The sequence below is a fragment of the Acidisphaera sp. L21 genome, assembly GCF_009765685.1.
GTDB lineage: Bacteria > Pseudomonadota > Alphaproteobacteria > Acetobacterales > Acetobacteraceae > LMUY01.
In genome coordinates, this window is record NZ_LMUY01000096.1 from 47,486 (window position 1) to 64,930 (window position 17,445).

Genomic DNA, 17,445 nt, shown 5'->3' on the forward strand with positions numbered 1-17,445 from the left:
CTTTACCCACGGATGCGGGACGAGATGAAGCACGCGATGTAATTTCCTCGCATTTGGTATATTACAGCCGCAGCATCCAGTAGCCCATGCATAGGTAAGCGGGCCAGGGATTTACTGCGGCAGCGACGGAAGGCAACTAGGCATCAGCATGTCGACCAATGTCACCGATCCGACGACGTTCCCGGCGATCAACTTGCCTGCGCCGGCGGACCCGTCATCGGTATCCATCGTCCGGCTGCTTGCGATACTTTGGGCCCGTAAGTTTTTCATCCTGGTCGTAGCCGCGTGCCTCGTCTGCGTGGCCGGCTGGCTCATCCTGCGCATGCCGGACGCCTACGTGGCCAATGCCTCCGTCATCATCGGCAGCCGGGACAGCGTCGGCGACCCCTCGCTATCGGACTCCAAGATGGCTGCGACCACGGATTCCGTGGCGATCCGCACCCAGGTCGACCTGCTAAAAAGCTTCTCCCTCGCCAAGCAGGTCGCCACCGAGCTTCACCTGGTCGACACGCCCGAGTTCGCCAACGCCATCTCCCCCCCGCTCTCAATCAGCCGCCGGATCGTCACGGGGTTGCGGTCAATGCTGGGGCGGGTCGATGCGCCGCCGCTGGATGCCGAGTCGACGCTGGACCTGGCGACGGAAATCCTGCTGTCCAAGATGGCGTTCACCAATGACGGCCGGTCCTACGTCATCACCATCGGGACCCGCACCGGCGATGGGCGGCTGAGCGCGGATATCGCCAACACCTACGCCCGCAACTACATCGACTTCACCCGCAAGGTGAAGACGGACGCCATCGCCCATGCCAGCAGTTGGTTCGATGCCCGGCTGAACGCGTTGCGCGACAGGGTGAACGCCGCGAACCTGGCGGTGCAGAATTTCCGCTCGAATAACGGGCTGATCCAGGATCGCGGCACCAGCAATTCGGCCGGCGGTGGCAACGTGACCGTGGTCGGCCAGCAGATGTCGCAGATCAACAGCCAGTTGAGCCTGGCATCCAGCGCGGTCGCGGAGAAGGCGGCGAGCCTGGGACAGATCCGCGCGGCGCTTGCGGCAGGCGGCAGCCTGGATTCGATCCCGGAGGTCGTCGCCTCCCCGCTGATCCAGCATTACCGACAGCAATTGGCCGATGTCAGCGGCCGGGAAGCGCATCTGGCGATTACCCGATCCGATGGTGACCCCGGCATGCGCTCGCTGAAGGCGGAGGAGGCGGACATTCGCGGTCGGATCGCCGGCGAGATCCGCAACATCGCCGCCAGCGTCGGCAACGAGGTCAATGCCGCCCGTGCGCGGGAAGCGGCGCTGCAGCAGCAATTGTCGACGCTGCAGAACGCCGTGTCCGGCCAGGGCCAGTTGGAAGTGCGCCTGACGCAGTTGCAGAGCGAGGCGGATGCGGCGCGCACCATCTACACTAGCTACCTCAACTGGTTCGAGAAGACGTCCAACGAGATCGGGCTGCAGACGCCGGACGCGCAACTGATATCGGCCGCCAATCCGTCGATCGGGCCGATGGCGCCGTCCAAACGGCAACTGATGGCGCTCAGCGCCCTCATTTCACTGGCCGTCGCCATGGTGTTGGCCCTGCTGCGGGAGCGGAGCGTCAGCGGGTTTCAGACCCCCGCCCAGTTGGAGGCGGAGACCGGGCTGCCGGCGATCGGCATCGTGCCGGAGCGGCGGGCGCCTCGGTTTGGGATGGGCGGCGATAACAGCCGGCATTTTGATGACGCCATCACGCTGACGCGCAGCATGTTGCAGCATCGCGGGGCGGCAAAGTCGCCCCAGGTCGTGCTGGTGACGTCGGCCGCGCCGCGGGAGGGGAAGACCTATTTCGCCCTGGCGCTGGCCAAGAACGCAGCATCCGCCGGGCGCAACACCCTGCTGATCGACGGCGATTTGCGCCGGCCGGAGATTGCGGCTGCGTTGGGCCTGAAGGGGGCCGCCGGGCTGGAGAATATCCGCGGTGAAGGCGGCTGCCGGGTGCAGACCTGCATGGTTGGCGGCCAGCCCTTCGACGTCATCACCGCATCGCCCGGCAACGCCAACCCGCAGGATCTGTTGGCGTCCAGCGAAGTCCAGGACATGCTGACTCGCGCGCGCTCGTTATACGACCTCATCATCCTGGATTCGCCGCCGGTGCTGGGCGCCGCCGACGCCCGGGTACTGTCTACCCTAGCGGACTGCACGCTGCTGATCGTGCAGTGGAGCCACACGCCGCAGAAGATGGTGACGGCCGCGATCGCCGCACTACGGCTGTATGGTGCCCGGATCGAGGGGGCAGTGATGACCAAGGTGGCGCCTGGCAAGCTGACGATGGAAGAGCCGCGCTATCGCAACGAGGCACCGCGGCGCTTCGTGCCGATGCTGAAATAGCGCGCGATTTCAGCCTGAGGCGATAATCGCGCCGGAGCGGATCTGCGCTACGGCTGCCGCGACCTTCAACGCCATCATCGCCTCGCCCCTGGCAATGCTGGAGCGGCGCGGGTCGCCGAACGAACCCAGGGCGGCAAACGCCTTCGGGTCGGTTGGCAGGCGGGACAGGTCCACACCCTCTGGCCGGACCGCCATCAACTCCGACGTATCGGTGAGGGTCGCGTGCTGGCCGATGGCAGCGTCCGATTCACCCTGGCTATGCAGATAGGCGGTTTCCGCCGCATCAGCGAAATAGGCGCCGACCGCCAGCACCTTCGTCCCCTTGCCGGCCCACTCGGCGGACAATTTCGCCGCCACCTGCGCCTGGGGCGCGAGGGACAGGCCGTGATCGGCCACGAAGCAAATCGTCTCGAACCCGGTCAGCTTCAGGCTACGGGCAATCCCCTCCAGGATGCCGGAGAACACGGTGGCAGGGACACCAATCGTGCCGGGGAAGGCCAGGTTATTGGTTGGCGGGTCGTAATCGCCCTGCGGCACGTAGGAGATGACGGGCGCGACCAGGGCGTCGCCCAACTCGGCGGCGATCCGTCGCGCGGCCCAGCCGACGATGTAGTCGTGCTTGCCGATGACCATGTGCGGGCCGTTCTGTTCCAGCCCGCCGCTCGGCACGATCGCGGTGCGGGCACCGGCGGCCACGGCGTCGCGCACCTCCATCCACGTCATGTCGGCGATCTGGCGGGTCAGCGGCAGGGCCAGGGCGGGCTTGCGCAACCCGGCGAGCGTGGCGCCCACGGCGCCCGCCCCGGCAAAGGCCAGCATACGGCGGCTCAGCACCCAGCGATTGGTCGTCAAAAATCCGCCCTCCAGGCCAGTCACATCTCGAAAGATGCGCCTGCGCCGGTTCAGGAACGGTTAAGCAGACCCCGCCGGGTCAGCCCATCTTGCCGTGACAGTGCTTGAACTTCTTGCCCGACCCGCAGGGGCATAGCGCATTGCGCGGCGTGTTGCGCCAGGTAGCCGGGTCGTCGGTGACCACCAGTTCCTCGCGATCCGGCAGGGTCATCACCCCCACTTGGTCGGAGGCGGACATGCTGAAGGCCGGGGCCTCTAGCACCGCTTCCGGGTGATTTTCCCACATCATCGCCGGCAGCGCCGGGGGCTGTGGCGGCTCGGCCTGCAATTGCAGCCCGGTCACGCTCGACGTCACACGCTGCTTCAGATCGTCCAGCATGGCGTTGAACAGGGCGAAGGCTTCGCTCTTGTATTCGTTCAAGGGGTCCCGCTGGCCGTAGGAGCGGAGATGGATGCCCTGGCGCAGCTGGTCCAGCACCAGCAAATGCTCTTTCCAGACCGCGTCCAGGCTCTGCAGCAGCACCGATTTTTCGACGAAGCGCATCAGATCCGGTCCGAACGCGTCGGCCTTTGCCGCCATATGCGCGTCGGCGGCGGCGTGCAGGCGTTCGCGGATGGCTTCCTCGTCGATGCCTTCCTCGGCGGCCCAGGCGGCAACCGGCAGATCCAGCCCCAGCAGGCGGCGCATGTCGTCGGCGAGCGCGTCGGCCTCCCACTGCTCACTGAACGCCTTGGGGGGGATGCGCAGGCTGACCGCGGCGTCGATCACTTCGGCGCGCATGTCGTTGATCGTCTCGGACACGTCGGTCGCCAGCATGAACTCGCGGCGCTGTCCGTAGACCTCTTTGCGCTGGCTGTTCATGACGTCGTCGTATTTCAGCACGTTCTTACGGGTGTCGAAGTTGCGCGCCTCGACCTTCTTCTGCGCCTTCTCCAACGCCCGGTTGATCCAGGGATGGATGATCGCCTCGCCTTCCTTCAGGCCCAGCTTCTGCAGCATGCCGCCCATCCGCTCGGACCCGAAGATCCGCATCAGGTCGTCTTCCAGCGACAGGAAGAACCGGCTGGCGCCCGGGTCGCCCTGCCGGCCGGAGCGGCCGCGGAGCTGATTGTCGATGCGGCGGCTTTCATGCCGCTCGGTCCCGATCACCATCAGGCCGCCGGAGGCCTGGACCGCAACGTGCGCCGTCGCCACTTCGGCCGCAATTTCGGCCGCACGGGCTTCGCGGGCCTGGTCTTCCAGTTCGCCCAGTTCCAGCTTCAACCGCATATCCAGGTTGCCGCCGAGTTTGATGTCGGTCCCGCGCCCGGCCATGTTGGTAGCGATGGTGATGGCGCCGGGTGCGCCAGCCTGCGACACTATGGTCGCCTCCTGTTCGTGGAACCGGGCGTTCAGCACCGCGTGCGGCACGTTCTTGCTGGTTAGCAGGTCGCTGATGATCTCGCTCTTCTCGATCGAGGTCGTGCCCACCAGGACCGGCTGGCCGCGCAGCCGCGCCTCGGCGATCAGGTTGGCCACAGCCTCGTATTTCTCGGAGGCGGAGCGGTAGACCTCGTCATCGCCGTCCTGGCGCTTGACCTGCACGTTGGTGGGGATCTCCACCACTTCCAGCTTGTAGATCTCGGCGAACTCGTCCGCCTCGGTCATTGCGGTGCCGGTCATGCCGGCGAGCTTCGGGTAGATCCGGAAGTAGTTCTGGAACGTGATGGAGGCGAGCGTCTGGTTCTCGGCCTGGACGGTGACGCCCTCCTTCGCCTCCAGCGCCTGGTGCAGTCCGTCGGAGTAGCGGCGGCCTTCCATCTTGCGGCCGGTGAATTCGTCGATGATGACGACCTTGTCGCTCTGCACGATGTAGTCGACGTCGCGCGCGAACAGCGTGTGGGACCGCACGCTCTGCTGCACGTGGTGCACCACGGTCACGTTGAAGATGTCGTAGAGGTTGCCCTCCTGCAGCACACCGGCCTCGCGCAGCATCTCCTCGACCCGTTCGGACCCGGGCTCCGTCAGCGTGACGGTTTTGAACTTCTCTTCCTTTTCATAGGTTTCCGGGTCCTTCACCAGTTCCCGCACGACGGCGTTGACCTGGCGGTACAGGTCGGAGCTGTCTTCTGCCGGGCCGGAGATGATGAGCGGGGTGCGGGCCTCGTCGATCAGGATGCTGTCGACCTCGTCCACGATGGCGTACGAGAACTCCCGCTGGGCCATGTCCTCCAGCCGATACTTCATGTTGTCGCGCAGGTAATCGAAGCCGAACTCGTTATTGGTGCCGTAGGTGATGTCGGCGTGGTAGGCGACCCGGCGCTGCTCGTCATCCAGTCCGTGGACGATGATACCGGTGGACAGCCCCAGCCAGCCATATAATTGGCCCATCCATTCGGCATCGCGCCGGGCCAGGTAGTCGTTGACGGTGACGACGTGCACGCCCTTCGCCGGCAGCGCATTCAGGTAGACGGGCAGCGTCGCCACCAGGGTCTTGCCCTCGCCGGTCTTCATTTCGGCGATCTTGCCGTCATGCAGCACCATGCCACCGATCAACTGCACGTCGAAATGGCGCATGCCGAACACGCGGACCGCGGCCTCCCGCACCACGGCGAACGCCTCGGGCAGCAACTGGTCCAGCGCGGCGCCATCGGCCAGGCGCTGGCGGAACTCGGCCGTCTTGGCTTGCAATGCCCCGTCGCTGAGCGCCTGCATGGCGGGCTCAAGGGCGTTGATCTCCGGCACCCGGCGCTGATAGGCTTTCAGCGAGCGGTCGTTGGCGTTGCCGAAGATGGTACGAGCGAGGCTGGCGAACATTGTGGTTCCGGTGCTGGACTGGCGCGCTGTGAGAACTTGCGCGCTTTGAGATAGGAGCCGCGCCCCTCCTGGTCAACGCACGGACCAGGAATGCCATTTGATAGGAGCCTGGTTTGCCGCGACTTAATGGGGCCGCAACTTGGCGGCTGGCCGCGTTTCAGCCATAACGAAACCAACTCCTATACCGAGGTTATTCTCCATGCGCTTGTCGCTCACCGTCGCGGCCGCCCTGCTGTGCGCACCCGCCCTCCCGGCCGTCGTGCTGGCGCAGACCACTCCGGCGCCCGCCGCAGCCCCCGCCACGCCTGCGCCGGCTAGCCCGGCCGGGGCGGGCGCCGTCACCGACGGCGCCTCCGCCGTGCCAGCCGCGCCCAAGCCGGACGTGGTCGTGGCCAAGGTCGGCGACGAGGAAATTCACCTGAGCGACCTGTCGGAAGCGGCGCAGACCCTGCCGGACGAGGTCCGCTCGATGCCGCCGCAGGTGCTGTTCCCCATGCTGCTGGACCAGATGGTGGATCGCGAAGCCCTGGTGATCCAGGCCAAGAAGGACGGTTTCGCCAACGACCCGCAGGTCAAGCGCGCCATCTCCCGCGCCACCGACCAGGTGCTGCAGAATGCGGTGCTGAGCAAGGAAATCGCCCCCTCCGTCACCGATGCGGCGCTGAAGGCGAAGTATGACGCCGAAATCGCCAACAAGCCCGGCGAGGAAGAGGTGCATGCCCGCCACATCCTGGTGGATAACGAGGACCAGGCGAAGAAGCTGATCGACCAGTTGAACAAGGGCGGCGATTTCGCAGCCCTGGCCAAGGCCAACAGCAAGGACCCGGCGGCGCAGAATGGCGGTGACCTCGGCTTCTTCAAGAAGGGCGACATGGTTCCCGAATTCGCTGACGTCGCCTTCGCGTTGAAGCCGGGCCAGATCTCGCAGAAGCCGGTGAAGACGCAGTTCGGTTGGCACGTCATCAAGGTGGATGAGACCCGCACGGCCCCCGCCCCCAGCTTCGACCAGTCCAAGGAGGAACTGCGCCAGCAGATCATCCAGGCCGGGGTCCGCCGCGCACTGGACAAGGCCCGCGTCGGGCTGGTGGTGCAGAAGTTCAACATGGACGGCACGCCGATGACGGCCCCGTCGCCCACGGCGAACCCGACCTCCACCCCCACGACGGACATTCCGCCGACGCCGGGTGTCACGCCCGCCGTGCCGAAGTAAGCACCGTGGCCCTGCCCGTCTCCCCCCTCGCCATTCGCATGCCGGAGTTGTTGCCGCTGAAGGGCGTGCGGCTGGGGGCGACTGCGGCGGGCATCCGCTACAAGGGCCGGACCGACCTGGTGATGGTGGAATTGTCGGCTGGGACGACGGTGGCCGGGGTGTTCACCCAGAACAAATGTCCCGGCGCCCCGGTCGATTGGTGCCGCAGGGCGATGCAGGGCGGCCTGGCCCGCGGGGTGGTGGTCAACGCCGGCAACGCCAACGTGTTCACCGGCGCCGCCGGGGTGGTGACGGTGGGGGAGACGGCCAAAGCGGTCGCAAGCCTGCTGGATTGCCCCACCAGCGAAGTGTTCCTGGCCAGCACCGGCGTCATCGGGGAGGTGCTGCCGCACGAGCGGATCACCAACGCATTGCCGGCGTTGCACCCCACCCTGGCGCCCACCGGGTGGGAAGCGGCGGCCCGGGGCATCATGACCACCGACACCTTCCCGAAGGGCGCCACCCGCACCGCGGCGATCGGCGGCACCGAGGTCCGGATCAACGGCATCGCCAAGGGCAGCGGCATGATCGCGCCGGACATGGCGACGATGCTGTGCTTCATCTTCACCGACGCTGCGATCCCTGCTGCTCAGTTGCAGGCGATGCTATCGGCGGGCACCGAGGTCAGCTTCAACCGTACCACGGTCGACAGCGATACCTCCACCAGCGATACGGTGCTGCTGTTCGCCACCGGGGAGGCTGGCAACCCGGCGGGATCGCTGGACGATTTTGCCAAGGCGCTGGGCGACGTGCTGCTGGACCTGGCGCTGCAGGTGGTCCGCGATGGCGAGGGCGCGCAGAAACTGGTCCAGATCGACGTGCAGGGCGCGGTCGATGACGGCTCGGCCAAGCGGATCGGCATGGCGATCGCCAATTCCCCGCTGGTCAAGACCGCGATCGCGGGTGAGGACGCCAATTGGGGCCGCATCGTGATGGCGGTCGGCAAGGCCGGCGAGCCGGCGGACCGCGACAAACTGTCGATCGCGGTGGGCGGCACCTGGATGGCCAAGAATGGCACCGTGGCGCCGGATTACGATGAGAGCCCGGTGGTGGCCCACATGAAGGGCCGCGAGATCGAGATCACCGTCGATATTGGCCTGGGGAATGGCTCGTCCCGGGTGTGGACCTGCGACCTGACGCACGCCTATATCGACATCAACGGCTCCTATCGGAGCTGAGGCGGCTGGCGGGATGGTATGCATCCCGCCATGTCCCGAGCAGTTGGCCTAGCCAGACGCCGCGCGGGCTGCGGTCTTGTCGGCCTTCTCGGAACGGGCCTTCCAATAGACCATATCGGCCTCCTTGCTGAACATCACCCGAACCCCCTTGCCACCGAGGCTGACGCGGATCTTGCCGCCGTTGCGCGCGCGGTGGTCGGCCATCCAGCCAACGAACTCCGGGTCCTCGCTGGTTCTCCCGGCGAACTCGAGGACCCCGGCGATCTCCTCCTGTTTGTGACGTCTGACCATTGCGTGAAGCCTCCAAGCGTCGCCATGCGGCGAAATCGCGTTAATGGGGAAGAATGCCAGATGGCCCCGCAGCGCAAGGGCGAACCTCGATGGCGGAGCAGAAGAGCGCACTCGATATAGGGTGCACCGCGGGATAGCGCTTCGCCGGGCAGCCATGCGCCTAGATCCCGACGGTGAACCCGAGCAGCACCTGGTCGTCGGTATAGCTCGACCGGGTGCGAGATGATGATTTGAGGTGATCGAAGCTGGCAGACACCTTCTGGTTCTGGTTCTGGTTCAGCAGCCAGGTGGCCGTGACGCCGCCATTGTAGATGGTCTGCTGGCCGCCGTTGCTATCATACGACGCCTGCTCGTATCCAACGCGAGCGCTCAGAAGCAAGTTGCGCTGCAATTCGTGCTGCACCTGCAATTGCAGCGTTGTATCGGTATAACTCGGCGTCAGCGGATCGGTGGAATCGACGATGCGCCGGTTTGCCGTGGCTTCGACGGTGGTAAGCCTCGAGGGGCTCCAGATCACGTCGGCCTCCACGATCGGCGCGGCCTGCGATTTATAGGTGGAGGAGACGTAGTTGCGTTCCTGGTATCCCACCAGCGCGCGATATCGCCACAGCCCGTCTGCCACGTAATCCAGCCCACCCAACACCGACACGCCGCTGCTATCGCGCTTGGCGACGCCGGAGAGTTGGTGGCTGTAATTGCTTTGCGTGCCGCGGACCACCAGCACGGCGTGATGCAGAGGGGAGAACTCGTATCGGGCGGTTACGCCCTCGGTAACGGTGGCGTTGTCCAGGTAGCTGTTGCTCTGCGACACGCCGGAGATCCGGCTGGCGGAGAAGACGTAGTCGTTCAGGGTCGCGAACGGCTCCAACGTCAGGCGGGACAGGTTTAGCAGGTAGCTGGCCGTGCCACCGTTGACCTGGAACGGCACCGTGTCCTGCCGCCCGGCCACCGCATCCAGTCCCGTCGGCAGGATGTGCAGGTCCGAATGGGTGGCCGACAACACGAGGTGGTCCGCGGTGCCCACATCGTAGCGGCCGCCCAGCGACACGGTATCGTCGGTCCTGGACAGATGCGGCAGCTGGAGATAGCGCTGGTCCTGCACGCTGACGCTGGCGGCCACGCTATTGCGGCTCCAATCCGAGGCGATCGAGGCGATGCCCTGGGTGCTGAAGTAGGCGCTGCCAGCCTGGCCCGGCGTGGCGCGAGGGTCGGAGTCGAAGCCCACGCTCTCCCCGCCTTGCGCATGCATGACGAACGACCCGGCGCGGACGCCCGGCGGGTCGTAATCGGGGCGCGGGCGACTGAGCACGGTGGTGTTGGGCAGCGCCTCCACGATGGGGAGGTTGGCTGGCAGATAGCCCTCCAGTTCCTGGCCGCCGGTGGCGGTGCTGATGGCGCAGAGCGAGCCGACCAAAACCATGTGCAGCCAAATCCCGGGGCTGCCAACCGGCGGCATGGCGGGGGGCGGGGCCATGGCGGCGGGCGATGCCGCCCTTACCGGGGTGTAGAACGCGATGGCCGGGCTGGCGATCTGCCACACCGGGTCTGCCCCGATGGCCCAGGGGCCGCGGCCCTCTGGGAGGGCGGCGGCGCTGGCGGGTGGCGCAGCGTAGTTGGGGCGCAAATGCGGCGGAAACTGCCGCAGCCTGCGGACGTGCGGCGGCCACTGCCACAGGGGCGACGGCGACGACCAACGCGCAATTTCGGCATAGGTCATGGCTGCCTCGCCCGGCATGCGTTGCCTCCCCTTAGAACCGGCGCTCGAAAATGGTGACCACGTCGCTGGGCTGGATCAGCGCCTGCCGATTGACCTTGCCCTCCACGACATGCCCGTCGCTATTGCGCACGATCGACGCGTAGGACTCGACCGCGCGGTTGGTAAACCCGCCCGCGACGCTGACGGCGGACAGCAGGGTCATGCCGGGCTGGTAGGGATACTGCCCCGGCCGAGTGACCTCCCCCAGGATGAAGATCGGGCGATACACCGTAACTTCGGCCGAAACGCTGGGGCTTTTGAAGATCTTGGCCGCTTCCAGGCCGTTGGCGATCTTCTTGGCGACATCCTGCACCGACAGGCCGGCGACCGGGATTTCACCCAGCAGCGGCACCGAGATGCTGCCGCTATCGCCAACCCGGAACTCCCCGGTCAACTGGTCCTCACCAAAGGTGATGATGCGGATGCTGTCGCCACTGCCGAGGCGATAGGCCGCTGGCGCGTCATGCTGGCCCGGCAGCAGCGCCAGGTTTCGCCCGGGCTCGCAGCCCGCCACGCCCAGCATCAGCGCGAGGGAGGCGATGATGCCAAAGGTCCGCGCAGGACGGCGCAGGTTGGACAAGGTAAGAAACGTCACGATGGCGCCTGAACTGTGCGACTCGATCATAGCCTCACGCAAACGAGAGATCGACTCTTACCTCGTCACACGCCGGGTCAGGCTGGGCGCTGCTTCATCCCGAGTAGGGCGGCGCGCACTTGCTCCACGGGCATGACGTCGGCGTATTTCATCGACATGTCGTAAAGATTGGCAAAATGCGGGCTTTCGTGCCGGTCGGTTGTGCATTCTTCCGGCACGATGGTGCGGAAGCCGTGCGACAGGCTGTCCACCACGGTCGCCCGCACGCAGCCGGAGGTGGAGCCGCCGGTGACGATGAGCGTATCCACCCGGTGCCACATCAGCAGCGACGGCAGGTTGGTCTCGTGGAAGGCCGACGCCATGCGCTTGTTGATGACCACGTCGCGGTCGTGGTCGATCACCAGCCGGTCGTCGAATTCCGCCCGGCGGGAACCGATTTTCACGTTCTGCAGCGAGTCGGGCGTGTTGCTGCGGGTGCCCCAGATGCCGCAATCCTCACCGGAGGGCAGGTAGGCCACATGGGTCCAGATCACCGGGGAGCCGAGGTCGCGGCACAATGCGCTCAACTCGTTGATGTATTGCATCTGCTTGGGGTCGGTCTCGTAGGCGGTCACGTACTCGTCCGGCAGGGTGTAGGCCTTCTGCGGATCGACGTTCACGATCGCGACCTTCTGCCCGAACCCGAAGCGGGCGCGGGTCGGGCGCTGCTTCAACTCCTCAAACAAGGTGCGGGCGGATTTGTTGGAGTGTTCCATGGTGCCGGGTCCGATCAGGAGGCGAGGAATTCGGCGAAATAGTCGTCGACCGAGACCAGCTTGCTGGTGAGCCCAAGGCGGTGGCCCATGGCGCAGAACGCCTCCATCGTTTTGCGGTTGGCGTCCATGCCGTGGGCGTAGATCCCAGTGCCGATGGCGGCCGCTGCCTCGTCCCGCTCCTGCTCGAACCAGGGGGAGGCATAGGGAAAGCCCTCGATGGAGGATAGATAGGCGTCCTCGCACCGGCTGAAGGCGTCGGTGACCTTGCGGGCAAGGCTCTTATCCGCCTCCCACACGTCGCGGCGCAGCACCATCAGGTGTTGGGGCGGGAACAGGCCCGTTTCCTTGTAGTATTGCGTCTCCACCGGGCGGTATTCCGGCAGCAGCCGCACGATCGGGCCGTTCACGGCGTCGAAGCGCTTCGGGCGGCCCGGGCTGTAGATCGCGTCCAGTTCCCCCGCCACCAGCATGTCCGCCAGCGACCGGCCGTCCGGCGCCGCAACACAACAGGACGCCAGGTCGGTCGGCTTACGGCCGGAATAATTGTCGTCGATCTCGCCAATGGTCCATTGCAGCGCCATCGGGTCCAGCCCGGCCCAGGCAAGGAAATGGCGGTACCAGATCGAGCCGCTGGCGGTCCAGCTATACATCCCGATCCGCTTGCCCGCGAGTTGCGCCACGGTGGTGATCGGCGAGCCCTTGCACACGTACAGATCGCGCGCGGTGAAATTGCGCAGCACGAAGATCGGCAGCGCCACGAACGACCGGTCCCCCTGGTCGATCCGGCGCAGGTGGATGCCCATCGACGCCTCGCCGCCCGCGACCTCCGTGCTGGCTAGCGCCTCCTTCATCACGGCGGCGCGGCTGGGCCAGGCGCCGGGATCGCTCAGCTTCAGCTTCAGGTCCAAGCCCTCCGCCTGCACCTTGCCGCTGGCGAGCGGCATGATGCGGTTGTAGTCGGCACAGGTGAGCGTGATGGTCTTAGTCATCGAATGGGGTTCCTAAACCTGCGGTGACTGAGGCTTGCCCTCAGCCGCCAATTTCGCACGCACCTTGGCCGTGCGACTATCCTTGAACGACATCCAACTGAACACCGCGGGCATGAACCAGGATTTGCCGCTGAAGAACGGCACTGCGGCGGGCGGGCGGAAATCGAACGCGGATTTGCCGGCCGCCTCGCCCAGCACCTGCAACGCGGCCTTCTTGCCCGCCCACCGCGCCCAGACCACGCCCGATCCGCAATACCCGGCGGCGTAGCGCACGCCATTATGGCTAAAGATGCGCGGCACCATGTCGCGGTTCATTGCCACGTGTCCGAACCAGCTATTCGACAGTTCCACGTCCTTCAGTTCGGGGAAAATCCCCGTCATCGCCGTGCGCAGCGCCGTGATCGGCCATTCTGCGTCGCCAGCGATCGTGCCATCGCGGCCGCCGAACAAGATGCGCGTGCCATCTGGCGACGGCCGGTAATAGTAATGGTTGGCCCGTGAATCGCTCAGCATCATGCGCCGGGGCATCAGCGCGCCCATCAGATTGGGCGAAAGCGGTTCGGTGGCGATGATCCGGCTGCGCACCGGCACCAGCCGTCGCCGCACCCATTTGTCCGACCCGTCGGCGTAGCCGTTCGGCCCGGCGATCACGTGCGCGGCGGTCACCGTGCCGCGGGCGGTGCGGACCTCGAATTTGTCGCCCTTGGCCTCGATCCCCTGCACCGCCGTCTCGCCATGGATCACCACGCCGGCGGCCAATGCCAGGCGCACCATCTCGGCATGCAGCTTTGCCGGGTGCAGGCCGCCGATATCCATGCGGACACTGCCGCCGTAATAGTAGTCGGTGCCGAGGAAACCGTGCTGCTCGCCCTTCGGCACGGCGTACGCCTCGATCCCCAGGCTTTTTGCCAGGCGCTCCGCCTCACGCGCGTTCGTCTCATAATGCTGGGGCGTCGCAGCGCCGAGGAAGCGGCCGACCAGTTTGAAATCGCAATCGATGCCCTCTTCGGCGATGAAGCGATACAGATCGTTCCGCGCCTCGATCGCCTCGGCCTGGATCGCGTCCGCCCGCTCCTTGCCGAATTTGCGCACCATCTCGGCATAGCCGGGCCGCAGATTGCCGCTGGTGATGCCGCCGTTGCGGGTGGAGGCACCCTCGCCCGGCCGCTGCTTGTCGAACACCTGCACCGAGCGCCCGGCCCGCGCCAGGGTGATCGCGGCAGACAACCCGGTATAACCGGCGCCGACGATCGCCACGTCGGAAATCGTCTGCACATACTGCTGGGGTATGGTCGGCGGGGTGGCGGCCAGCCACCAATACGGGTCAGCGCTTCTCAACCCTCGACTCCAATTCGGTCGCGCAATTCCAGCCACCACCCGTAGGAGGGCGGCCAGCGCTGCCAATCCACATCGTCACCCAATGCCTGGGCGGCATGCAGCGCCCAATGCGGGTCGGTCAAGACCTCGCGCCCGATGGCGATCAGATCGGCCCGGCCAGCTTGCAAGATCGCCTCCGCCTGGGGGCCGTCCAGGATGACGCCGACGGCCATGGTCGGCATATTCAATTCCCGCCGGATCGCCTCGGCATAGGGAACCTGATGGCCGCGCTTCAGCTTCGTGCGCGTCTTGACGAAATCCATGATCGAATTTTCGGCCCGGATCCCGCCAGACGAACAATCGATCAAATCCACCCCCCGCGCCCGCAATTCGCGGGACAGGGTGAAGCTGTCCTCGATCGTCCACCCATCGCTGCGCGTGTCCAAGTCGGGCCGCCAATCGACGCAGGACAGGCGAAAGAACAGCGGCTTGTCGTCCGGCCAATTCGCCCGCACGCTCTCCGCAATCTCCAGCGCAAACCGCATCCGGCCGTTGATGTCGCCGCCATACGCGTCGTTGCGAAAATTCGCCACCGGCGAGAGGAACGAATGAATGAGGTAGCCGTGCGCCGCATGGATATCCAGCACGTCGAACCCGGCCTGCGCCGCCCGTGCCGCACCGCGCCCGTAATCCGCCACCAGGCACTGGATGTCTTCCACCGACATCTGCCGCGGCTGGTGCCAACCTTCGATCGTCTTGGCGGCGCTGGAACTCACGGGCTGCCACGGCGGCTCACCCTTTGCCGCCTCCGCCTCCCCCAACGGCCCCAGCCCTTCCCATGGACGCTGACGGGACGATTTCGGCCCGGCATGATGCAATTGCGCCGCGGCCAGGCTGCCTTGCGCCTGCACGAACTCCGCAATGCGGCGCAGCGGGGCGATGTGGTCGTCCGACCAGATGCCCAGATCGCCGTAGGTGTTGCGGCCGATCGGGTGGACGATCAGCGCCTCCGTCATCACGGTGCCGATGCCACCGACGGCGTATTTCGCCAAATGCTGGAAATGCCAATCCGTCGCCACACCATCCGGCCCGGCTTTGTACATCTGCATCGGCGCCACCACGATGCGGTTCGGGAAGGTGACGCCACGCAGCGTGAACGGGCTGAACAGCAGGCTCATTCGGCGGCCTGCGCGGGCCGCGCCAATAGATCGGCCGGCGGGGGCGGCAGGTCGGCAAAACTTTCGATCAGCACCGAATAGGCCCGAACCACGTCGTCTGCACCGCCATCCGGCCCGGCAATTTTGCCTTTTATCGCCGCGAACACACGGTGCTTGACGAAATAGCGCCACGTGACCGGCACCGCCGCCAGGAGACGGGTCAACACGTCATAGCGCGGCCGGGTCCACTCTGCCTCGAACGCGACGCGGCCAGGGCCGTGCCCGAACTCGCCCAGCACGCGCTGCCGGGCCAGGTCACCGCGCAGCCTCGCTGTGGCCGGCATATCCGCCGTGCCGGTGGCGTCCAGCACCACGCCGTAGTCGCTGTGCGCCCTGGCTGGGGAGACGAAGCCGCGGGCGATGTCCTCCAACACTTCTTCCACCGGTCGCTCCAGCGCGTCGCCGTAGCCGCCACCGCCGGGTCCCTGGATCAGCAGAATGTCCAACGGCTCGCACAGCACCACGTCGGTGGAGCCTAATTCCACCGTGTTCGGCCCATCTGGGTTCTTGGCGAAGCGCGACACCGCCCCGGCCTGCCCGCCGGCCAGGCCCCAGGCGGAGAAGACCGAGCGGTCGCGGTTACGCGCCGTCACCATGGATTGCGGGGTGAAGACCTGGAACTCCATCTCCAGTGCCGAGCCACCGCGATAGCGCCCGGCCCCGCCGGTATCCGGCACCAGCCCGTAGCGACGCACGCGGATCGGGACCTCCGCCTCGTTGATCTCCACCGGCGTGTTCTTCAGGAACGACATATTCGCGCCGCTGCCCTCCGCCCCATCCGCCTTCGGCCCACCGCCCGCGCCGCCGCCGACCGGCCCGGCCGAGGCCATGATCGAACGGCCGGCCCGGTTTGCCGTCTTCACGTTCATCAGGCTCAACCCATTGGCGGGCGACGCAGGGAACCGGTCCGGAAACGCCCGGGCGAACACGCCGATGACGGCGGTTTGCGTGACGTTGTTCAGCAGGCTGCGCATGCCCACCGCCGCAGGCTCGATCGCGTTCATCACCGTGCCCGGCGGCGAGATCATCCGCACGGGCCGCATCAGCCCGTAATTCAGCGTGAGCGTCGGGTCTAGCGAGTAGAGCGCGTAGACCACACCCACCGTCAACAGCGAATGCCGCTCCTTCCCGCCGGTCGGCATGTTCAGTGAGGACACGAGTTGCGGGTCGCTGCCGGTGAAATCGATCGTCAGCGAATCGCCGTGAATGCGCAGCGTGGCGGCAATTCGCACCGGGTATCCGCCGACCGAATCTTCGTCGGCGTAATCGGCGAAGAACCACTCGCCATCCGGCAGGCTGGCGATCAGCGCGCGGGACTGCTTCTCGGCGTAATCCAGCAGCGCGCCCAGCCCGGTGCTGAACGGCTCCAGCCCGAACCGGTCGATGATCTCGTGCACCTTGCGCTCACCCACGTTGGCGCAGGCGATCTGGGCGTTCAAATCGCCCCAATTCTGCTCCGGCATCCGCACGTTGCGCGAAATGATGCGCAGCAGGTCGTCGTTCATCACGCCATCGCGCACCAGCCGCATCGGCGGAATACGCAGCCCCTCCTGATGGATCTCCGTCAGGCTGCGGGACAGCGTGGCGGGCACGGCGCCGCCCACATCGGTGTTATGAATATGGTTGCCGACGAAGCAGACCAGCCTACCATCCCGAAACACCGGCTTCCACATATGCACGTCCGGCGTGTGCGTCGCGACGTAGCCGGCATACGGGTCGCTGGTGATGCAGATATCGCCCTCGCGATAATCGAACTCCGGTATCACCCCGCCATAGTCGAGCCCGGTATACCAGGTGGCGCCGAACGTCTTGGGCGACGCAACGGTCAGCCCCTCCGGCGTGAGCACCTGGCACGAGAAATCCTCCGTCTCCTTCACGAAGGTGGAGTGGGCGGTGCGCATCAGCGTCCAGCCCATGCTTTCCGCCGCGGCGGCGCAGTAATTCGCCAGCACCTGGATGCTGGCATTGTCGAGAGTCGTCATGCAGCGGACTCCTCTTTCGGTGTGATGCGCAGATTTGTGTACTCGTCCACGACAGCTATAAACCCAGGCGGTACCACGGTGGTGCAGTCATCCTGC

Annotated in this window: 12 protein-coding genes and 2 pseudogenes; 3 read left to right on the top strand and 11 right to left on the bottom strand. The window is 66.1% G+C overall.

Features of this window, described 5'->3' with window-relative positions:
• Window positions 1-148: 148 nt before the first annotated feature.
• On the top strand, window positions 149-2,371 hold the full coding sequence (locus GSQ76_RS19435; RefSeq protein WP_158745769.1) for a polysaccharide biosynthesis tyrosine autokinase: 2,223 nt from the start codon (window positions 149-151) through the stop codon (window positions 2,369-2,371).
• A 9-nt stretch (window positions 2,372-2,380) separates the two neighbouring features.
• On the opposite strand, the gene GSQ76_RS19440 is transcribed toward GSQ76_RS19435, so the two are convergent.
• The 3 genes and pseudogenes from GSQ76_RS19440 to secA all read right to left on the bottom strand — a co-directional run.
• A complete protein-coding gene (locus GSQ76_RS19440) occupies window positions 2,381-3,223 on the bottom strand; it encodes a creatininase family protein (protein WP_216851171.1) in 843 nt (280 codons plus the stop codon).
• Window positions 3,224-3,302: 79 nt separating this feature from the next.
• A pseudogene (locus GSQ76_RS32825) lies at window positions 3,303-3,392 on the bottom strand (SEC-C metal-binding domain-containing protein); the annotation flags it as partial.
• A 98-nt stretch (window positions 3,393-3,490) separates the two neighbouring features.
• Window positions 3,491-6,020 (bottom strand): annotated as a pseudogene (gene secA / locus GSQ76_RS19445) (preprotein translocase subunit SecA); the annotation flags it as partial.
• Window positions 6,021-6,219: 199 nt separating this feature from the next.
• Between secA and GSQ76_RS19450 the strand changes: the two are divergent.
• Window positions 6,220-7,230 (top strand): peptidylprolyl isomerase, encoded by a 1,011-nt coding sequence (locus GSQ76_RS19450; RefSeq protein WP_158745771.1) that lies wholly within the window; start codon window positions 6,220-6,222, stop codon window positions 7,228-7,230.
• 38 nt (window positions 7,231-7,268) lie between these two features.
• Window positions 7,269-8,447, top strand: coding sequence for a bifunctional glutamate N-acetyltransferase/amino-acid acetyltransferase ArgJ (argJ, locus tag GSQ76_RS19455; RefSeq protein WP_158745834.1), 1,179 nt, complete (start codon window positions 7,269-7,271; stop codon window positions 8,445-8,447).
• A 48-nt stretch (window positions 8,448-8,495) separates the two neighbouring features.
• On the opposite strand, the gene GSQ76_RS19460 is transcribed toward argJ, so the two are convergent.
• The 8 genes from GSQ76_RS19460 to GSQ76_RS19495 all read right to left on the bottom strand — a co-directional run bounded on the left by GSQ76_RS19460 (window position 8,496) and on the right by GSQ76_RS19495 (window position 17,349).
• A complete protein-coding gene (locus tag GSQ76_RS19460) occupies window positions 8,496-8,738 on the bottom strand; it encodes a hypothetical protein (RefSeq protein ID WP_158745772.1) in 243 nt (80 codons plus the stop codon).
• A gap of 160 nt (window positions 8,739-8,898) precedes the next feature.
• Window positions 8,899-10,473, bottom strand: coding sequence for an outer membrane beta-barrel protein (locus tag GSQ76_RS19465; RefSeq protein WP_158745773.1), 1,575 nt, complete (start codon window positions 10,471-10,473; stop codon window positions 8,899-8,901).
• Window positions 10,474-10,486: 13 nt separating this feature from the next.
• Window positions 10,487-11,089, bottom strand: coding sequence for a polysaccharide biosynthesis/export family protein (locus GSQ76_RS19470; protein WP_158745774.1), 603 nt, complete (start codon window positions 11,087-11,089; stop codon window positions 10,487-10,489).
• Between the two features lie 77 nt (window positions 11,090-11,166).
• Complete coding sequence (locus tag GSQ76_RS19475) at window positions 11,167-11,844, bottom strand: isochorismatase family protein (RefSeq protein WP_158745775.1); 678 nt, start codon at window positions 11,842-11,844, stop codon at window positions 11,167-11,169.
• A 14-nt stretch (window positions 11,845-11,858) separates the two neighbouring features.
• Window positions 11,859-12,833, bottom strand: a complete 975-nt coding sequence (locus tag GSQ76_RS19480; protein ID WP_158745776.1) for a hypothetical protein — start codon at window positions 12,831-12,833, stop codon at window positions 11,859-11,861.
• A 12-nt stretch (window positions 12,834-12,845) separates the two neighbouring features.
• Window positions 12,846-14,171 (bottom strand): FAD-binding oxidoreductase, encoded by a 1,326-nt coding sequence (locus GSQ76_RS19485; protein ID WP_158745777.1) that lies wholly within the window; start codon window positions 14,169-14,171, stop codon window positions 12,846-12,848.
• Window positions 14,168-15,328, bottom strand: a complete 1,161-nt coding sequence (locus GSQ76_RS19490) for an NADH:flavin oxidoreductase/NADH oxidase (RefSeq protein WP_158745778.1) — start codon at window positions 15,326-15,328, stop codon at window positions 14,168-14,170. The genes GSQ76_RS19485 and GSQ76_RS19490 overlap by 4 nt, the downstream gene beginning before the upstream one ends.
• Window positions 15,325-17,349 carry a hydantoinase B/oxoprolinase family protein gene (locus tag GSQ76_RS19495; RefSeq protein WP_158745779.1) on the bottom strand — a complete coding sequence of 675 codons (2,025 nt, stop codon included), beginning with the start codon at window positions 17,347-17,349 and terminating at the stop codon, window positions 15,325-15,327. Before GSQ76_RS19495 ends, GSQ76_RS19490 begins: the two co-directional genes overlap by 4 nt.
• Window positions 17,350-17,445 lie beyond the last annotated feature (96 nt).

What these genes read in the sequence shown, in the direction of transcription:
- GSQ76_RS19435 (WP_158745769.1), top strand. Translation starts at nt 149, where the DNA reads ATGTCGACCAATGTCACCGATCCGACGACGTTCCCGGCGATCAACTTG.
- GSQ76_RS19450 (WP_158745771.1), top strand. Translation starts at nt 6,220, where the DNA reads ATGCGCTTGTCGCTCACCGTCGCGGCCGCCCTGCTGTGCGCACCCGCC.
- argJ (WP_158745834.1), top strand. Translation starts at nt 7,269, where the DNA reads ATGCCGGAGTTGTTGCCGCTGAAGGGCGTGCGGCTGGGGGCGACTGCG.
- GSQ76_RS19460 (WP_158745772.1), bottom strand. Translation starts at nt 8,738, where the DNA reads ATGGTCAGACGTCACAAACAGGAGGAGATCGCCGGGGTCCTCGAGTTC.
- GSQ76_RS19465 (WP_158745773.1), bottom strand. Translation starts at nt 10,473, where the DNA reads ATGCCGGGCGAGGCAGCCATGACCTATGCCGAAATTGCGCGTTGGTCG.
- GSQ76_RS19475 (WP_158745775.1), bottom strand. Translation starts at nt 11,844, where the DNA reads ATGGAACACTCCAACAAATCCGCCCGCACCTTGTTTGAGGAGTTGAAG.
- GSQ76_RS19480 (WP_158745776.1), bottom strand. Translation starts at nt 12,833, where the DNA reads ATGACTAAGACCATCACGCTCACCTGTGCCGACTACAACCGCATCATG.
- GSQ76_RS19490 (WP_158745778.1), bottom strand. Translation starts at nt 15,328, where the DNA reads ATGAGCCTGCTGTTCAGCCCGTTCACGCTGCGTGGCGTCACCTTCCCG.
- GSQ76_RS19495 (WP_158745779.1), bottom strand. Translation starts at nt 17,349, where the DNA reads ATGACGACTCTCGACAATGCCAGCATCCAGGTGCTGGCGAATTACTGC.